This is a genomic window from Amycolatopsis samaneae (assembly GCF_039541975.1).
GTDB lineage: Bacteria > Actinomycetota > Actinomycetes > Mycobacteriales > Pseudonocardiaceae > Amycolatopsis > Amycolatopsis samaneae.
Window position 1 is genome coordinate 272824 of record NZ_BAABHG010000001.1, and the last position, 16677, is coordinate 289500.

Consider the following 16677-nt stretch of genomic DNA (forward strand, 5'->3'; position numbering starts at 1 on the left):
CGGTGTCAACATGCGTAGAACTACCCCTGCCGGAGCCGCTCGCCCGGCAGTCCGGCCCGCGCGAGGCGACGGGCACTAGGAAGGGGATTTCATGTCGCTGCTCGCGATCAGGGATCTCACGGTCGGCGTCGTCACCGACGATGTCGAACGTGAACTCGTGCGAGAGCTTTCACTCGATCTGGCCGAGGGCCGCACACTCTGCGTGGTGGGCGAGTCCGGCAGCGGGAAGACCGTGACCGCGCTGTCGATCATCCGGCTGCTGGAGTTCGTCGCCCCGGTCCGCACCCAGGGAGAGATCACTGTGGACGGTGTGGACGTCACCACGCTGTCCGCCGAACAGATGCGCGCCTACCGCGGCCCGAGGATCGGGATGATCTTCCAGGAGGCGCTCGATTCGCTCAACCCCGGCCAGCGCGTCGGCAGGCAGCTGATCGAGGCCTACCGGAAGCCCGGCTCCGCGCCACGGCAGGCGGTACGCCGCCGATCGCCGCTGCACCAGGAGGCCGACGCCAAGGCGCGGGGCCTGCTCGCCGAGGTCGGCCTGCCCGACGCCGACCGGGTCATGGCGCTCTACCCGCACCAGATGTCCGGTGGCATGCAGCAGCGCGTGATGATCGCGCTGGCGCTGATGGCCGACCCCGATCTGCTCATCGCCGACGAGCCGACCACCGCGCTCGACGTCACCACCCAGGCCGAGATCCTGACCCTGCTCGACCGGGTCCGCCGCGACCACGGCATGGCGTGTGTGTTCATCACCCACGACATGGGCGTCGCCGCGCGGGTCGCCGACCGGATCGCGGTGATGTACCGGGGAAGCCTGGTCGAGTCGGGGTCCACAGAGGACATTCTGTTCCACGCGAAGCACCCGTACACCCGCGCGTTGCTGAGCTGTGTTCCCCAGCTCGGCGTCAGCAGGCGTGACGGGTTCCCGACGATCTCCGAGACGTTGCTCGAAGCCGCGATGACCGGCGAGTCGGCCACCGCGACGGAAACCAGGGCGCTGTCCCCCGAACGCCCCGCCGCCGACGGCGGGGGCAGCGCGCTCGTCATCGACTCGGTGTCCAAAGTGTACGGACGACGGGGCCGGTTCTCGCTGAGCCGCGTACCCGAGGTCCACGCCGTACGAGACGTCTCACTCGAAATCGCACCCGGCGAGTTCTTCGGACTTGTCGGCGAGTCCGGCTCCGGGAAGACGACGCTCGGCCGGCTGGTGAGCGCGCTGGAGACGCCGACGGCCGGGACGATCTCCTTCGGCGGGCACCGCTGCACCGCCGAAGGCCTCGACGGCGACGAACGCGCGTTCCGGCGGCGCGCGCAGCTGATCTTCCAGGACCCGCAGAGTTCACTCGACCCCCGCCACACCGCGGCCCGGATCATCGCCGAACCCCTGCGTGAGCTCACCGCGCTGCGCGGCGCCGAACTCGACCGGCGCGTGGACGATCTGATCGACGAGGTCGGGCTGCCACGCGACACCGCGGGCAAACTGCCGTCGCAGCTGTCCGGCGGGCAGCGCCAGCGGGTCTCGATCGCCCGCGCCATCGCCGCCGAGCCCGAGCTGATCGTCGCCGACGAGCCGACCTCCGCGCTCGACGTCTCGGTGCAGGGCCAGGTGATGAACCTGCTGCTGGAACTGCGGCGCACCCGCACCCTCAGCCTGCTGTTCATCACGCACAACCTGAGCCTGGTGCTGTCGGTGGCCGACCGGGTCGGGGTGATGTACCGCGGCGAACTGATCGAGGTCGACACCCCCGACGCCGTCCGGCTCACCCCCCGGCACGAGTACACCCGCCGCCTGCTCGCGGCGAATCCCGAACTCCCCGCCCACCACACAGGATCGCAGAACTCATGACCCCTTCCCCCGTACGGCGGCGCAGCGTCCTCCTCGGCGCGCTCGGTGCCGCGAGCACGCTCCTGCTCACCTCGTGCATGGGCGACGCGCCCGGCTCGCAGTCCGCGGCGGGCCCGCCCGTCCGCGGCGGCAACCTGACCGTCGCGGTGCCCACCGATCCGCAGTCGCTGGACATGGTCGCCAACCCCGGCCAGGTCACCGCGCACATCGGCAACATGATGTACGAGAAACTGTTCGAAGTGGACAAGGCGTTCACCGCGCGGCCGATGCTCGCCGACAGCTACACCACGAGCCCTGACCGGCTCACCTACACCTTCAAACTGCGCCAGGGCGTCACTTTCTCCGACGGCAACCCGCTCACCGCGAACGACGTGGTGGCCAGCCTGCAACGCTGGGAAAAGGGCCACCGGACCGGCCAGCTGGTCGCCCCGGACATCGAGTCGATCACCGGGCCGGACCCCGCGACGGTGGTGATCAAGCTCAAGAAGCCGCGCTACCCGCTGATCGACGAGCTCGCCGGCGCGGGTACCGAGATCTACGAGGCGAAGAACATCGCCGACGTCCCGCCGACCGGGTTCGGGCAGGACAAGGCGATCGGCACCGGACCGTACCGGCTGAAGAGCTGGGACATCGGCCAGCAGCTGGTGCTGGAACGCTACGACGGCTACAAGTCACGGTCCGAAGAGGACTGGGGCGGACAGGCCGGCGCGAAGCACGCCTATCTCGACACCGTCACCTACAAGGTCGTCTCCGACCAGGACGCGCTGATCAACGGGCTCCAGACCGGTCAGTGGGACCACGCGATGCCGACCAACGACCAGTACGAGATCCTCAAGAAGAACCCGAACCTGGTGGTGCACAACCTGCCGGGCGGCAACGAGAACGTCGTCATCCCGAACTTCAACCCCGGCTCCCGCTTCGCCGACCCGCGGGCGCGGGAGGCGCTGAACCTGCTGCTCGACAAGCCCGCGATCAACGCCGCGACCGGCGGCAGCAAGGACCTCACCGTCGAAACCGGCGCGTTCGCCTCCCCGGACAACAAGGCCTTCTACTCCACCGTCGGCGACGAGGTCTACCGGCGGCACGACCCGGCGAAGGCCAAGCAGCTGCTGGCCGAGGCCGGCGTCACCGCGGGCACGCCCATCCGGATCGTCACCAGCAACTCCTACCCGGAGTTCGCCAAGTGGTCGGTGCTGATCCAGGACTCGCTGTCCAAGATCGGACTCACCGCCAAGATCGACACCTACGACTTCGCGACGATGCTGGGCACGCTGACGAAGGAACCGGGCGGCTGGGACCTGACCACGCTGTTCTTCGACGCGGCGCTGACCGCCCCGGCGCAGATGCCCGCGCTGACCCTCGGCACGCTCAACGGCTCCTCCTCCCCCGAACTCGACAGGCTGATGGCCGAGTACAACGCCTCGAACTCCCCCGAGCAGGCGAGGGCGGTCGTCGACAAGTTCCAGACGTTCACCTGGCAGCAGCTCTCGGTGATCACGCTGAGCCAGTCCCGGCTCTACGCCGCCTACACGCCCCGGGTGAAGGGATACGGCGACTTCTACCGCGTCTTCTGGAACACCTGGCTGGCCGCCTCGTGACCGGGCTGCTGCTGCGCAGGCTGCGCGACCTCGTCCTCATCCTCGCGATCGTCGGCACGATGATGTTCTTCGTCATCCGGCTGATCCCCGGCGATCCGGCGCTGGCGATCCTCGGCCCGACCGCCCGTCCGTCCGATGTGGACGCCCTGCGGGCGAGCATGGGCCTGGACGGGCCGCTGTGGCAGCAGTACCTGAGCTGGGCGGGGCACGTGCTGCGGGGCGACTTCGGCACGTCGATCACCTATCACGCCCCGGTGCTGGAGGTGGTCGCCGAGCACATCCTGCCGACGCTGACGCTGGCGGTGCTGTCCACCGTCATCAGCTTTGTCCTCTCGGTGGCGATCACCTCGTGGCAGGCGGTGTCGCCGCGCAATCCGGTGGCGCGGGCCTTCGACCGGCTGTCCTCGCTCGGCATGGCGATGCCGGACTTCTGGATCTCGCTGGTGCTGGTGCTGATCTTCTCGGTGACCCTGCGCTGGTTCCCCTCCAGCGGTTACCACACCCTGTTCACCGACCCGGTCACCGCGGTGCCCGCGCTGGTGCTGCCGCTGGCGGTGCTGGTGATCGGGCAGACGGCGCTGTTCGTGATGACCCTGAGGGAGAGCCTGCTCGGCGAACTACCGCTGGCCTATCTGCGGACCGCGCGGGTGAAAGGGCTTTCCGAACGTCAGGTGCTGCTGAAGCACGTGCTGCCGAACGCGCTCATGCCGCTGATCACGCAGCTGGGCAGCAACTTCGCGATGCTGGTCGGCGGTATCGTGATCATCGAGTCGATCTTCGTGATCCCCGGCCTCGGCCACCTGCTGATGAGCGCGGTGTCGACCCGCGACTTCCCGCTCATCCAGGGCGTGACGTTGTTCGTCGCGGTGCTGTTCGTCGTGGTCAACATGCTGGTCGACCTGTCCTACGCGCTGCTCGACCCGAAGGTGCGTGTGTCATGAGCGAAGCTTGCGAGCGAAGCGAGGCGAAGGCATGAGTGTCATCCTCGCCGGGCCGGAGTCGTCGGTGCGCCCGGCCCGCTCCTCCCGCGGCGCCGCGGCCCGGTTGTTCCGGCGCAACCGCGTGCTGGTGGTGTCGACCGCGCTGCTGGCGCTGATCGTGCTGACGGTCCTCGTCCTGCCGGTGTTCCTGCCCAGTGTCAGCGCGACCGATCCGGTGCACCGCCTGCTGCCGCCCTCGGCCGGGCATCCGCTGGGCACCGACTCCTACGGCCGGGACGTGCTCGCGCGACTGGTGTCCGGTGGCCGGGCCTCACTCGGGCTGTCCGCGCTGATCACCCTGTGCGCGGCGTTCTCCGGCATGGTGATCGGCCTGGTCAGTGGTTTCTACCCGAGGGTGGACGCGGTGCTGATGCGGCTGATGGACGCCTGGATGTCCTTCCCCGCGATCATTCTCGCGATGGCGCTGGCCGTGTCGCTCGGCGCGAGCATCTGGACCGAGCTGATCGCGCTGACGGTTATCTTCACGCCGTTCACCGCCCGGGTCGTGCGCAGCCGTGTGCTGGGCATCGCCGGGCGGTCCTACATCGGCGCGGCCAGGGTGTCCGGGATGAGCCGGGGCAAGATCCTGCGGGTGCACGTGTTCCCGAACGTGCTGCCGCTCGCGCTGGTCCAGGTGGTCATCCTGTCCGCCGCCGCGATGCTGGTCGACGGCGCGATGAGCTTCCTCGGCCTCGGTATCGCCCCGCCGACCCCGACCTGGGGCAACATGATCGCCGAGGGCCGCTCCTACCTGGTCGTCGCGCCGTGGCTGGTCATCGTGCCCGGCGTGACGATCATGCTGTGCGTGTTCCTGCTGAACCTCATCGGCTCCTCGCTGCGGGTCGCGGTCGACGCCCGCGCGCGGACGCTGTCCGAGCTGCAACGCCTGCGCACCCGGCGCCGGCCTCCCCGTTGAGGAAAGGAAATCCTTGTCCGCCACCACCTCACTGGCCGTCGGCCGGTACGCGCCCGAGGGCGAACCCAGCGGGCCGCCGGTGCTGCTCGTGCACGGTTTCGCCTCCGACGGGCACACCGACTGGATCACCACCGGCTGGCCGGCGGCGCTGACCGCGGCCGGCCGTCCGGTGCTCGTGCCCGACCTGCCGGGCCACGGCTCCAGCCCGGCCCCCGCCGACGTCGCGGCGGCGACCCCCGACGCGATCGCCGGGGCGCTGGCGGCCGTCGGGGCCGAGCTGTCCGAAGTGGACGTCATCGGCTACTCGCTCGGCGCGCGGCTGGCCTGGGAGCTGCCCGGACTCCTCCCGGTGCGGCGGCTGGTACTGGGCGGGATCAGCCCGATGGAGCCGTTCGGCGCCGTCGACGTCGAAGCCGCGCTGGCCTACGCCGGCGGCGGAAAGCTGCCCGGCGACCCGCTCACCGCGATGATCGCGCGGATGATCAGCGCGCCCGGCCGGGACCCGGTGGCGCTGTGCCGGTGCATCGAGGGGCTCAGGAGCGCGCCGTTCGACCCGGCCGTCGGCACGCTCCGGGTACCGACCCGGTTCGTGGCGGGCAAGGACGACCCGGTCAGCCAGGGCGTCACCGGACTGCTGGCGCTGGTGCCGGGCAGCGACCTGGTCACCGTGCCCGGCGACCACGGCGGCGCGTTGCGCGGGGCGAAGTTCAAGGCCGCCGCGCTGGAGTTCCTCGGCGCGTTCTGACGTGGTTCGCTGAAGGACGCCTTCAGTGCGTTCAGCGCAGTGAAGGACGCTTTCAGTGCACTGGATGCACTGAAAGCGTCCTTCAGCACAGCTGCCACCTCACCAGGTGCCGTCGGGGTTCACCGCCTTGTCCAGCCACAGGTGCTCGACGGCGGCCCGCACCTCGGCGCCGTGCTCGGTGTGGAGCCGCAGCGCGCCGAGGTTGTCCTCCAGCTGCGCCAACCGGCTCACCCCGAACAGCACGTTCGCGACCGGCGGATAGGCGAGGCAGAAGGCGATGGCGAACTGCGAAGGGGTGACGCCGAACTCCGCGGCGATCCCGGCGAGCGTGCCCGCGGCGTCCATGACGGACTCCCGGATCCCGCCGGGGTCGGCACCGATCTTCCGCAGCGGCACGCGGTTGCCCAGCAGGACACCGCCCTCGAAGATGTCCGAGGCCTGCAACGCCAGCCTTCCGGAGGCGAAATGCTTGGCGTAGAAGGGACCTTCGGCCATCGAGCGGCGCACGACGCCGTACTTCAGCTGCGCGAAAACCGGTCCCGGCAGCCCTTCGGCCTCCGCGAACTCCAGCGCGCGGTCGAGATCCGCGGCCGCCCAGTTGTTGACGCCCCAGCTGCCGAAGCGGCCCGCACGGATCTGCTCGGCGACCTCGGTGACGATCCGGGGCACGTCGGGCGGTTCGAGGTAGTCCCCGACCACCACCGCGTCCGCGCGCTCGACGCCGACCCGGCCGAGCGAGGTCTCCAGCTGCTGGGCGAATCCCGTGTTCGGGTAGTCCCACAGCCAGAGTTTCCCGCACAGTTCGTAGTGCTCGCGGCGGATCCCGGCGGCGCGGACGGCCTTCCCGAAGATCACGTCGGTCCGGGACCCTTCGGCGTGCGGCCCCATGTCGTAGTGCGCCACGTCGAACAGCGTGACGCCGGCGCCGACGGCCGCCTTGACGATCCGGACCGCGTCGTCGAAGTCCATCCGGTCCCAGGTGTTCCACGACCCCAGGCCGAACACCGAGGTGGTGAGCCCACCCCCGCCGAGTTGCCGCCTGGGCACGGCGTTGCTCTCGTTCACGGGTTTTCCTTTCGCTGGCAACGGAAACCAGTTTTAGTCTACGATCGTAGAATGAACAAGAGAACCGTGGTAGTGACCGGTGGCGCGAGCGGTATCGGCCGCGCCACGGCGGAGGCGTTCGCGGGCGAGGGCGAGCACGTGGTCATCGCCGACATTTCCGGCGAAGCCGCCCGCGACGTCGCGAAGGAGCTCGGCGTGGACCACGTCGAACTCGACATCTCCGATCCGGAATCGGTCGACGCGGCCGTCGCCGCCGTCACCGCGCGGACGGGGCCGATCGACGTCCTGGTGAACAACGCGGGCCTGGCCGGCGGGGGCGGGCCGATCACCGCGCTCGACGTCGCGGTGTTCGACCGGTGCGTGCGGGTGAACTTCCGCGGGACCTTCCTGATGACCCGCGCGGTCGGCGCGCACATGGTCGCGGCGGGCACGCGGGGCGCGATCGTGAACATCTCGTCGATCGGCGCGCGGCAGCCGACGCCCGGCCTTGGCCACTACGAGGCCACCAAGGCCGCCGTCGAGGCGCTCACCCGCTCGGCCGCGCTCGAACTCGCCCCGCACGGCATCCGCGTCAACGCCGTCGCGCCCGGCCCGGTGCTCACGCCGATGACCGCCGGGTTCGCGGCCGACACCGCCGCTCGCGAGGCGTGGGAGGCGCGGATCCCGCTCGGCTCCATCGCTTCGGTGTCCGACGTGGTGCCCTCGGTGGTGTTCCTCGCTTCGCCCGGCGCCCGTCACATCACCGGCGCCTCACTCCAGGTCGACGGCGGCCAGCTGCTCGGCTGAGCGGCCGGCCGCCCCGACAGTCCGTTGTGGACTATCCGGAGTGGACGATCTGCCCGGCGGTCACCGTGGTTTCCACCGCGACGCCGGGCAGCTCGGCCGGGGCGATCTCGAGTGGATTCGCCGCCAGCACACAGAAGTCGGCCGCCTTGCCCACCGACAGCGAACCCTTCCAGCTCGCCGTGCCGTCCTGCGCGGCCGCCGCGGTGGTGTAGCACCGCAGCAGGCGCGTCATCAGCGCCGGATCGGGACCCTCGGCCCCCAGCAGCCGGGCGGCGGCGGCCACGTGCACCCGCCAGTCCGGGGTGACCACCGGGGCGTCGCTGCTGAGGGTGAGCGGCACGCCCGAGTCCAGCATCGCCCGCAGCGGCCACGCCTTCGCCGCGACCCCGGCGCCCAGCTCCGCCACCATCAGCTCCCGCATCGCGGCGGCGATGGCGGGCTGGGTGGTCAGCCCGACACCCCGCGCGGCCATCCGCGTGAGCTGGTCCGGGGTCACGAGATCGCCGTGCACGACGTGGTCGCCGCGCCGCAGCGCGCCGAGCACGGTTTCGATGCTCCGGTCGCCGGTGGCGTGGACGCCGACCGACATTCCGGCCTCGTGCGCCAGCCCGATCATCGCGGTGATGTTCCGCGCGCGGTCCTCGTCGCCGTCGCCGTCGACGAGCAGGTGGCCGTGGGTGCCGTCCGCGTAGCAGTGCCCGGTCCACGCCGAGCGCATCGGCGGGATCCCGTCGGCGAAGATCTTCACCCCGCGTACGGCGAGCCACGCGGGATCGGACTCCGGAACCGGTGCCGCCAGCCCGCGCGCGAAGTCCGCCAGGGAACTCGGGCCGTCGAGCAGGCCGAACAACCGCAGCACGGTGACCCGCGCCTTGAGCTTGCCCGCGCCGGCCATCGCCGCGTACTCGTCGAGTACCTCCGGGGCGAAGCAGCCCGTCTCGCCCGGCCCGAGCCCCGGCTCGGTGTAGCTCGTGATGCCCAGCGACGCGCACAGCTCACCGGCGAGCACCAGCGCCGCCCCGCGGTCGGCGGCGGTCGTCACCGGTTTCTCCACGTGGTCGGAGAAACCGGCCTCGCCCAGCAGGGTGTGCGGCCAGCGCGCGCCGAGCCAGGCGGCGTGCAGGTGCGTGTCGTTGATCCCGGGCAGCACGGTGCGCCCGGCCAGTTCGAGTACCCGGGTGCCCGGCCCGAGGTGGGCCGACACGTCGTCACCGACGGCGACGATCCGGCCGTCGGTCACGGCGAACGCCCGCGCGATGGTGCCGAGCGTGTCGAAGGTGAGCACCGTGCCGCCCCGTACCACCAGCGACGCGGGACGAATTCGTTGAGACGGCAAGGTTTCCTCCCGGGCATGGACTTTTTCTTCCACGAATGTAGACTAACCGCACACTCAACGGCGAGAGCGGAGACGACGATTTATGCCGCTTCCCACATCCACCGAAGCCGCGGTGCTCACCGAACACGGCGCCGCGCTGTCCCTCCGGGAGATTCCCCTTCCCGGCACCCTCGAACCCGGCGCCGCGCTGGTCCGGATCACCTGCACCACCCTGTGCGGTACCGACGTCCATCTGTGGTCCGGGGAAATGACGTTCCCCGGCATGCTGCCCATGGTGCTCGGCCACGAGATGGTCGGTGAGGTCGTCGCCGTCGGCGCGGGCACCACCGACACACTCGGCCGGGGCATCGGCCCCGGCGACCGCATCGGCTGGTCCGAGGCCACCTGCGGGAAGTGCCACGGCTGCGCGATCCTGCGCGAGCCCGTCGCGTGTGCGAGCCGCGGCTACGGTTTCCTCCAGCGGACGGACGAATTCCCTTACGCCACCGGTGGTCTCGTGCGGTACTGCTACGTGACACCGGGCGCGGCCAAGCTCCTGCTGCCCGAGGAGGTCAAGGACACCTGGGCCTCGATGTCCGGCTGCGCGGGCAAGACCGTGCTCCGCGCGTTCGCCCGCTCCGGCGGGATCCGGCCCGGGTCGACCGTCCTCGTGCAGGGCTCGGGCGCGCTCGGCGTGTTCGCCACCGCGGTCGCCCGGATCTCCGGCGCGGGCACCGTGATCACCGTCGGCGGGCCCGCGGACCGGCTCGAGGCCGCCGAGCGTTTCGGTGCCACGGCGACGGTCCCGGTCTACACCGAGCCCGCCGAACGGATCGAACGGGTCCGCGAACTGACCGGCGGCCGCGGCGCGGACCACGTCTTCGACTTCGCGGGCGGCCCGACCATCGGCGAGGAGGCCGTCGGGTTCGCCGCCCAGCGCGGCACCGTCGCGATCGTCGGCTCGACCGGGCCTCAGCCCTCCCCCGTGCCGCTGGGCACGGTGATGGGCAAGGAACTCACCGTCGTCGGCTCGCTCAACGGCGACATCGCCGACTACCACCGTTCGGTGGAGTTCTTCGGTACCTTCGCCGACCGGATGCCCTGGGACGAGCTGTTCAGCGCGCCCGTCGGCCTCTCCGGCGCCTCCGGCCGCGTCGAGTCGATGTCCCGGCTCGCCGAGCTCAAGGCCGTCATCGATCCCCGACTTCCCTAGGAGTTCCCATGTCCGTCATTCCCCAGCGCCGCATCGGCCGGGACGGCCCGAGCACCGGGGTGCTGGCCCTCGGTTCGTGGCACACCTACGACCGGATGGACTTCCGCGAGGCCGTCACCCTGCTGCGGACCGCGGTCGACGCCGGGATCACCCTGTTCGACGTCGGCGTGTACGGCATTCCCGGCGGCGAGCCGGTGTTCACCGACGTGTTGTTCTCCGCGATGGTGCGCGCTGCCGGTCTCGCGCGCGAGGACTACCAGCTGTCCTCGAAGCTCTGGCTCGAAGGCTATCCCGAGCACAGCCTGCGCGGGCAGCTGGAGAACGCCTTCTTCCGGGCCGGGGTCGACCACGCGGATCTCGTCGTCCTCGGGGACCTCCGCCGCGAGGACACCGATCTGCACCGGCTCGTGCTGGACCTCGACGAGCTGCGCCGCGCCGGGCTGATCCGGCAGTGGGGCGTGAACAACTGGTCCGCCACCACGATCCGGGCCCTGCACGAGTTCGCCCGCGAGGAGAACGTGCCGGGGCCGGCCATCGCGCAGCTGAAGTACAGCGTGGCCCGGCGGTCCATTCCGGACGGTGCGCCGTTCGCCGCGGTGTTCGGCGAACTCGGTGTTTCCCTGCAGTCCTCGGACATCTTCGAGGGCGGGGTGCTGCTGGGCAAGACGGCGGGCGCCCGCCAGATCGGCCGCGATCCCGGCGGTGTCCGCGGCCGCATCGCCGAGTCCGCGGCCGGGGTGGCCGAGATCGCGGAGAAACTGGGCACCACGCCCGCGCAGTTCTGCCTCGCCTTCACCCTCACCCATCCCGCGAACACCACGACGCTGTTCGGCGCCACCAGCACCGCGCAGTTGAAGGACAACCTGGGCGCGGTCGACCTCGTCGAGCGGGTCGGCGCGGCCGAGCTGCGGGCGCTCGCCGAACCGCTGTGGGCCGACCGCGACGTCGTCGATCCGGAGGGCCCGTGAGCGACGCGCTTGACCCGGAGCTGGCCGCTGCGCTGCGGGACCTGCCCGACGGCCCGGCGCTGAACGCCGGGACACTGCCCGCGATCCGCGCGGCCGTGCGCGCGTCGAACCCCGGCTGTGCCGAGGCCGTCGGCGACCGCGACATCGTGTGGGAGCACCGGACCGTGCCGGGCACCGAAGTCGCCGTCACCGTGCTGCGGCCTCGCGTCCCGGCACCCGGCGCGCCGGGGTTCTACAACATCCACGGCGGCGGCATGGTGATGGACGACCGGTTCGCCGACCTGCCGCGGCTCGTCGGTCTCATCGAGGAGTTCGGGTTCGTCGCGGTCACCGTCGACTACCGGCTGGCACCGGAGCATCCGCATCCCGCGCCGGTCGAGGACTGCTACGCGGGGCTGAGCTGGATGGCGGGCAACGCGGCCGAACTCGGGTTCGATCCGGCGAGGCTGATCATCGGCGGCGGCAGCGCGGGCGGTGGCCTCAGCGCCGGCGTCGCGCTGCTGGCCAGGGACCGCGGCGGTCCGGCGCTGGCCGGTCAGCTGCTGCTGTGCCCGATGCTCGACGACCGCAACGACTCACCGTCCACTGTGGAGCTCGGGGACGGCGGCGTCTGGACGCGGGCGAGCAACGGGTTCGGCTGGCGTTCGCTGCTGGACGGGCGGATCTCGGAGTACGCGGCGCCCGCCCGCGCTGCCGACCTCTCCGGCCTGCCGCCGGCCTTCGTCGAGGTCGGCGCCGTGGAGATCTTCCGTGACGAGGACGTCGACTACGCGCGACGGCTCTGGCAGGCGGGCGTGCCCACCGAACTGCACGTCTGGGCGGGCGCCTACCACGGTTTCGACCGGTTCGCGCCCGAGGCGGAGGCGACCACGGCGGCACTGGCCGCCCGGTCCTCCTGGCTCCGCCGCGTCCTCGCGCCCCACAATGCTGAAGGACGCCTTTAGTGCGTTGGGCGCGCTGAAGGACGCCTTCAGTGCAGTGGATGCACCGAAGGCGTCCTTCAGCACCCTGGGAACCAGCCCTGGTATTCGGCCAGGACGTCACGTGCCGAGCTGGTGGCCATCGGCTCACTGCCTGCCGGAGTGCGCGCCGCGGGCGTCCAGCTGAAATTCGGTCAGTGCAGTGGCGTCGGCCGAGCCCGGGTCGGCCGTGAACACCACCGCCCTCAGGTCGCCGTCGGGAATGTGGACGGTGTCGCAGTCCAGTGCGATCTGCCCCAGATCCTCATGCCGCAGCAGCATCCGGCTGTCGTGCTGCCCGGCGGTGGGCGTGCTCGCCCAGAGCTCGGCGAACACGGCGCTGGCGCGCTGGAGGTCGGCGGTCAAGGACGCCAGGTCTTCGTCCGCGGGGTAGCGGGTCGAGGCCGCGTGCAGCTCGGCCACCAGCAGGCGCCGGAAGCGCGCGTCGTCACCCGGCGACCGCAGCACCCGGCCGCCCTGGCCGACGAACACCCGCCAGGGGATGTTGCCCTCGCGCGGGTGGAGCGAGGGCACTCCGCAGGCCAGCGCTTCCCAGGCCCGGTTCCAGCCGACGACCGTCCACGTGGCGTCGAGCACGCACACCGGCGTGTTCTCTATCCGGTCCACGAGCCGGCGCGCGCCGGCGCTGAGCCGCCGTGGCACCCGCCCTTCCACCGGCGCGTAACCGGCCAGCGCGCACAGGTGCTCGTACTCCGCCCTGCTCACCCGGAGTGCTCGGGCCAAGGCGTTCAACACGCCGGGCGAGGGATGCCGGCGACCCTGCTCCATGCGTTTCAGGTGATCCGCCGACACGCCGGCCAGTTCGGCGAGCTCTTCCCGGCGCAGGCCGCCCGTGCGCCTGCGGCCGTGACCGAAGACACCTACCTGTTCGGGCCGGGTGCGTTCCCGTCGCTCCCGCAACACCGTTCCCAAAGTGCTCGCGTCCGACATGACCGAAGAATATCAGCGGCATCCGCCAGGAGGGGACATCCTGGCCCCTGCTACGGCGACCGAAACCCGGAAGAATGACCACCGGGAAGACGGAGACAGCGCACGCGAATCCGTGTTGACACACGCTCCTCTCTCGATGTTTTACCGATCGTGTTCTCGATGAAGGAATTTCATGACTGATGTCAACCACCTCGCCGACCGGGTCGCTGTCACCGAGACCGTGGCCCGTTTCGCTTGGTCACAAGATCTCAAGGACTGGGACGGCCTGCGTGCGATCCTCGCCGACACCGTCACGTTGGACGTTTCCGAGCACTTGGGTGCGCCGTCGCAGGAATTGAGTGCCGACGATTTCGTGGCCGCCAGCCGGGCGGTACTGGAAGGGTTCCAGAGTACTCACCATTCGACCTCCAACGTCATCGTCGAACTCGAGGGCGACCACGCCACCTACCGGAGTTTCGTGGTGGCCTACCACCACGTTCCCGCCGACGAGGTCGACTGGCTCGTCGTGCGTGCTTTCTGGCACGTCGACCTGCGACGGATCGATGATGAATGGCGACTGAGGCGCATCCGCGTCGTGCGGAAAGCCCCTTTCGCGGGAAACCCCGAGCTTTACACGATCGCGGCTGGGTCCGCGGGCAAGGTGGGCGAGAAGTGAGTGCATCGACCGGCGAAGTGCGCGCCGTTCCGTTTCGCATGGCCGCGGCGATGTCCGATCGAGACATCGAAAAGCTGGTGGCCAACTACACCGACGACTTCGACTGCGTGATGCCGGTGCACCCCGATCGTTCCTTCCGCGGTGCCGACCAGGTTCGCGCGAACTACACGACGATCTTCGCCCGGTATTCGAACGGCCTGGACGCCCGGGTCATCGACTCCGTGGTGGACGGTGACCGGGTGTGGACGGAGTGGGAGATGATCGGCACGCGGGCCGACGGGGTCGTCGAGACCATCCGCGGCACGGTCATCATCCGGGTCGAGGACGGCCGCGCCGCAGCGGTCCGCTTCTACCTCGACCCGGTCGATGCCCCGGACGCCTCGGCACAGCCGAACATCCTCGACTGAAATCCGGCTCGGTAGCCGACGCCGGGGGCGGGCGAACCTTCACCGTGTGCCCGCCCCGGCGGCCAGGCCGGGCCTCCGCATCCCCGCCCGTGGGCCTCGACGATTGACCCCAGGAGTCGATTTTCATGCACCTCACCGTTCTCGCCGCGTCCGGCCCGACCGGACTCTCCCTCACCCGGCAGGCACTCGAACGCGGCCACATCGTCAGGGCCATCGCCCGCGATCCGGACCGGATCACCGTTCCGGACACCCCGGGCCTGACCAAGATCGTCGCGGACGTGTTCCACACCGACGAGATCGACTCGGCACTCGAAGGCAGCGAACTGGTGCTCTCCGGACTGGGTGTACCCAAGGGGACGAAGCCGGGCGTGCTGACCGCGGGCGCCCGGTCGGCGGTGGCGTCGGGCGCCCGCGTCATTTGGCTCGGCGCCTACGGCACGGGCCCCTCGGCCGCGGTGGCGAGCGCACTCAACCGGCTGGTCCTCAAGGGACTCGGAGCGGAGGTCGCCGACAAAGTCGAGTCGGACGCCGTGGTCACCGAAGCCGGCGGGACGGTCTTCCACGCCGGCCCCCTGTCGAACAAACCGCTCAGCCCGGACCGCCGCACCGTCGGGCTCGATACCTCCCCCAAAAACATCTTCCGCATCATGGTGAGCCGGGAAACCGTCGCCGCCGCGATGCTCGACGAAGCGGAGAACCCGCGGTTCCCCGGCCGGATCGCTGTCCCACTCACGCGCTGACCCGAAGGCCATGTGCCGTCGCAGTACCAACGCTCACGAGTCGCCGAGTACGAACCCCGCCGCGCGCTCGCCGACCAGCACGGCGGGCGCGTTGGTGTTGCCGGTGGTCACCGTCGGCAGCACCGACGCGTCGGCCACCCACAGCCCGGACAGGCCGCGCACCCGCAGCTCCGGATCGACCACCGCGTCCTCCCCGGTGCCCATGCGGCAGGTGCCGACCTGGTGGTGGTAGGTGATCGCGGTGCGGCGCACGTAGTCGCGGACGTCGGCGCCGGGTCCGGGATACAGCTCGCGCGCTCCCCATTCCCCGGCCAGCGCCGGCGCCCTGCCGATCTCCCGGCACTGCTCGACTGAGGCGACGAGGCTCTCGAAGTCGGCGGGGTCGGCCAGTGCCGCGAGATCGATGAGCGGCGCGTCGCCCACCTCCGGGCCGCCGAGCCGGAGTCTGCCCCTGCTCCGCGGCGAAACCATGCCCGCCATCAGGGAGAATCCCGTTTCCGGGCCGGTCATCCACGATTCGTACATCGGCACGCTGAAGTGGATCGGCTGGGTATCCGGCACGGCGAGGCCCGGCCTGCTGCGCCAGAACAGATGGGTCTGGGTGACCGACCGGCCGGGTGCCGGGGGCTCCACCTCACGCCGGTCGGTCGCGAAGATCACCGGGGAGAGCAGGTGATCGTGCAGGTTGCGGCCGACGCCGGGCAGGTCGGCGACGACGTCGATGCCCAGCGCGGCCAGTTCGTCCGCCGGGCCGACCCCGCTGCGCAGCAGGATCGCGGGCGAGGACAACGCGCCCGCGGCGAGCACCACCCGATCCGCGTCCAGCCGCCGCACGACACCGTCGATCTCGGCCACGACGCCGACGGCACGCGTGCCCTCGAACCGCAGCCGGTGCACCAGCGCTCCGGTGTGGACGGTCAGGTTTCCGGACTCCATGGCCGGCCGGGCATACGCGAGCCAGGTGGTCAGCCGCTTCCCAGCGCGCAGGGTGATGCGTTCCACCGACACCCCGTCGAGGGTGTCGCCGTTGTAGTCCGGGTTGAACGGCAGGCCCACCTCCATCGCGGCGTCCACAATGGACCGCTGGATCGGGTGCAGCGGCTCGTTCGGGACGACGTCGAGGAGATCCTTCTCGATCCGCTCGAACACCGGCCGCACCTCGTCCCACGCCCAGCCCGGTATCTCCCAGCCGTCGTAGTCGGCGGGCGCCCCGCGGACCCAGATCATCGCGTTGAGCGCGTGCGAGCCGCCGAGCACCTTGCCCCTCGGCAGGTGCAGCCTGCGGTTCGCCGCGTGCCGCTGCGGGACCGTGTGGAGATCCCAGTCCTCCGGGCCGTGCCACAACTCCCCCGCCCGCGCGGGGTCGTGGATCGCCGGGTTCGTGTCCGGGCCGCCCGCTTCGAGCAACCTCACCCGCGCGCCCGCGTCGGCCAGCCGCCGCGCGAGGACCGACCCCGCCGAGCCCGCGCCCACCACAATCACGTCCATGGTCCCAGCCTCGCAAGGCGGGCGCGTGGCGCGTCCGGAACG

At 70.8% G+C, this 16677-nt stretch carries 16 protein-coding genes; 12 read left to right on the forward strand and 4 right to left on the reverse strand.

Features of this window, described 5'->3' with window-relative positions; translation table 11 throughout:
• Positions 1 to 91 precede the first annotated feature (91 nt).
• The 5 genes from ABD987_RS01240 to ABD987_RS01260 are packed head-to-tail and all read left to right on the forward strand — an operon-like array spanning position 92 to position 6088.
• A complete protein-coding gene (locus ABD987_RS01240) occupies positions 92 to 1849 on the forward strand; it encodes a dipeptide ABC transporter ATP-binding protein (protein WP_345385873.1) in 1758 nt (585 codons plus the stop codon).
• The gene (locus tag ABD987_RS01245) at positions 1846 to 3447 is read left to right on the forward strand and encodes an ABC transporter substrate-binding protein (protein ID WP_345385875.1); all 1602 of its coding nucleotides are present in this window, start codon (positions 1846 to 1848) and stop codon (positions 3445 to 3447) included. Before ABD987_RS01240 ends, ABD987_RS01245 begins: the two co-directional genes overlap by 4 nt.
• Positions 3444 to 4388, forward strand: a complete 945-nt coding sequence (locus tag ABD987_RS01250; RefSeq protein ID WP_345385877.1) for an ABC transporter permease — start codon at positions 3444 to 3446, stop codon at positions 4386 to 4388. Before ABD987_RS01245 ends, ABD987_RS01250 begins: the two co-directional genes overlap by 4 nt.
• Before the next feature lie 31 nt (positions 4389 to 4419).
• Entirely contained in the window at positions 4420 to 5343 is a 924-nt protein-coding gene (locus tag ABD987_RS01255) for an ABC transporter permease (RefSeq protein WP_345385879.1), read from the forward strand.
• A gap of 13 nt (positions 5344 to 5356) precedes the next feature.
• Positions 5357 to 6088 carry an alpha/beta fold hydrolase gene (locus ABD987_RS01260; protein WP_378213973.1) on the forward strand — a complete coding sequence of 244 codons (732 nt, stop codon included), beginning with the start codon at positions 5357 to 5359 and terminating at the stop codon, positions 6086 to 6088.
• 99 nt (positions 6089 to 6187) lie between these two features.
• Here the strand turns inward: ABD987_RS01260 and ABD987_RS01265 are convergent, their stop codons facing one another.
• Positions 6188 to 7153 (reverse strand): aldo/keto reductase, encoded by a 966-nt coding sequence (locus ABD987_RS01265; RefSeq protein ID WP_378213972.1) that lies wholly within the window; start codon positions 7151 to 7153, stop codon positions 6188 to 6190.
• A gap of 51 nt (positions 7154 to 7204) precedes the next feature.
• Between ABD987_RS01265 and ABD987_RS01270 the strand changes: the two genes are divergently transcribed.
• A complete protein-coding gene (locus ABD987_RS01270) occupies positions 7205 to 7939 on the forward strand; it encodes an SDR family NAD(P)-dependent oxidoreductase (protein WP_345385881.1) in 735 nt (244 codons plus the stop codon).
• A gap of 31 nt (positions 7940 to 7970) precedes the next feature.
• Here ABD987_RS01270 and ABD987_RS01275 read toward each other — a convergent pair whose 3' ends face one another.
• Entirely contained in the window at positions 7971 to 9275 is a 1305-nt protein-coding gene (locus ABD987_RS01275; RefSeq protein WP_345385883.1) for an amidohydrolase, read from the reverse strand.
• A gap of 82 nt (positions 9276 to 9357) precedes the next feature.
• On the opposite strand from ABD987_RS01275, the gene ABD987_RS01280 reads away from it, so the two are divergent.
• Genes ABD987_RS01280 through ABD987_RS01290 form a run of 3 tightly spaced genes read left to right on the forward strand, consistent with a single transcriptional unit; the run spans position 9358 to position 12379 of the window.
• Positions 9358 to 10467: a zinc-binding dehydrogenase gene (locus ABD987_RS01280; RefSeq protein WP_345385885.1), complete on the forward strand. Its 1110-nt coding sequence runs from the start codon at positions 9358 to 9360 to the stop codon at positions 10465 to 10467.
• A gap of 8 nt (positions 10468 to 10475) precedes the next feature.
• Positions 10476 to 11435 carry an aldo/keto reductase gene (locus tag ABD987_RS01285; RefSeq protein WP_345385887.1) on the forward strand — a complete coding sequence of 320 codons (960 nt, stop codon included), beginning with the start codon at positions 10476 to 10478 and terminating at the stop codon, positions 11433 to 11435.
• Complete coding sequence (locus tag ABD987_RS01290) at positions 11432 to 12379, forward strand: alpha/beta hydrolase (protein WP_345385889.1); 948 nt, start codon at positions 11432 to 11434, stop codon at positions 12377 to 12379. Before ABD987_RS01285 ends, ABD987_RS01290 begins: the two co-directional genes overlap by 4 nt.
• A gap of 123 nt (positions 12380 to 12502) precedes the next feature.
• On the opposite strand, the gene ABD987_RS01295 is transcribed toward ABD987_RS01290, so the two are convergent.
• On the reverse strand, positions 12503 to 13345 hold the full coding sequence (locus tag ABD987_RS01295) for a helix-turn-helix domain-containing protein (RefSeq protein WP_345385891.1): 843 nt from the start codon (positions 13343 to 13345) through the stop codon (positions 12503 to 12505).
• Positions 13346 to 13517: 172 nt separating this feature from the next.
• Here ABD987_RS01295 and ABD987_RS01300 point away from each other — a divergent pair, with 172 nt between their 5' ends.
• The 3 genes from ABD987_RS01300 to ABD987_RS01310 all read left to right on the forward strand — a co-directional run bounded on the left by ABD987_RS01300 (position 13518) and on the right by ABD987_RS01310 (position 15147).
• Positions 13518 to 14000, forward strand: coding sequence for a nuclear transport factor 2 family protein (locus ABD987_RS01300; RefSeq protein WP_345385893.1), 483 nt, complete (start codon positions 13518 to 13520; stop codon positions 13998 to 14000).
• Positions 13997 to 14407, forward strand: coding sequence for a nuclear transport factor 2 family protein (locus ABD987_RS01305; protein ID WP_345385895.1), 411 nt, complete (start codon positions 13997 to 13999; stop codon positions 14405 to 14407). Before ABD987_RS01300 ends, ABD987_RS01305 begins: the two co-directional genes overlap by 4 nt.
• 125 nt (positions 14408 to 14532) lie before the next feature.
• A complete protein-coding gene (locus ABD987_RS01310) occupies positions 14533 to 15147 on the forward strand; it encodes an NAD(P)-dependent oxidoreductase (protein ID WP_345385897.1) in 615 nt (204 codons plus the stop codon).
• Positions 15148 to 15180: 33 nt separating this feature from the next.
• Here ABD987_RS01310 and ABD987_RS01315 read toward each other — a convergent pair whose 3' ends face one another.
• Positions 15181 to 16635 (reverse strand): GMC family oxidoreductase, encoded by a 1455-nt coding sequence (locus ABD987_RS01315; protein WP_345385899.1) that lies wholly within the window; start codon positions 16633 to 16635, stop codon positions 15181 to 15183.
• Between the last annotated feature and the right edge of the window lie 42 nt (positions 16636 to 16677).

Bases quoted from the DNA above. Each gene is read 5' to 3' on its own strand.
- ABD987_RS01240 (WP_345385873.1), top strand. From the start codon at position 92: ATGTCGCTGCTCGCGATCAGGGATCTCACGGTCGGCGTCGTCACCGAC.
- ABD987_RS01245 (WP_345385875.1), top strand. From the start codon at position 1,846: ATGACCCCTTCCCCCGTACGGCGGCGCAGCGTCCTCCTCGGCGCGCTC.
- ABD987_RS01255 (WP_345385879.1), top strand. From the start codon at position 4,420: ATGAGTGTCATCCTCGCCGGGCCGGAGTCGTCGGTGCGCCCGGCCCGC.
- ABD987_RS01270 (WP_345385881.1), top strand. From the start codon at position 7,205: ATGAACAAGAGAACCGTGGTAGTGACCGGTGGCGCGAGCGGTATCGGC.
- ABD987_RS01280 (WP_345385885.1), top strand. From the start codon at position 9,358: ATGCCGCTTCCCACATCCACCGAAGCCGCGGTGCTCACCGAACACGGC.
- ABD987_RS01285 (WP_345385887.1), top strand. From the start codon at position 10,476: ATGTCCGTCATTCCCCAGCGCCGCATCGGCCGGGACGGCCCGAGCACC.
- ABD987_RS01295 (WP_345385891.1), bottom strand. From the start codon at position 13,345: ATGTCGGACGCGAGCACTTTGGGAACGGTGTTGCGGGAGCGACGGGAA.
- ABD987_RS01300 (WP_345385893.1), top strand. From the start codon at position 13,518: ATGACTGATGTCAACCACCTCGCCGACCGGGTCGCTGTCACCGAGACC.
- ABD987_RS01310 (WP_345385897.1), top strand. From the start codon at position 14,533: ATGCACCTCACCGTTCTCGCCGCGTCCGGCCCGACCGGACTCTCCCTC.
- ABD987_RS01315 (WP_345385899.1), bottom strand. From the start codon at position 16,635: ATGGACGTGATTGTGGTGGGCGCGGGCTCGGCGGGGTCGGTCCTCGCG.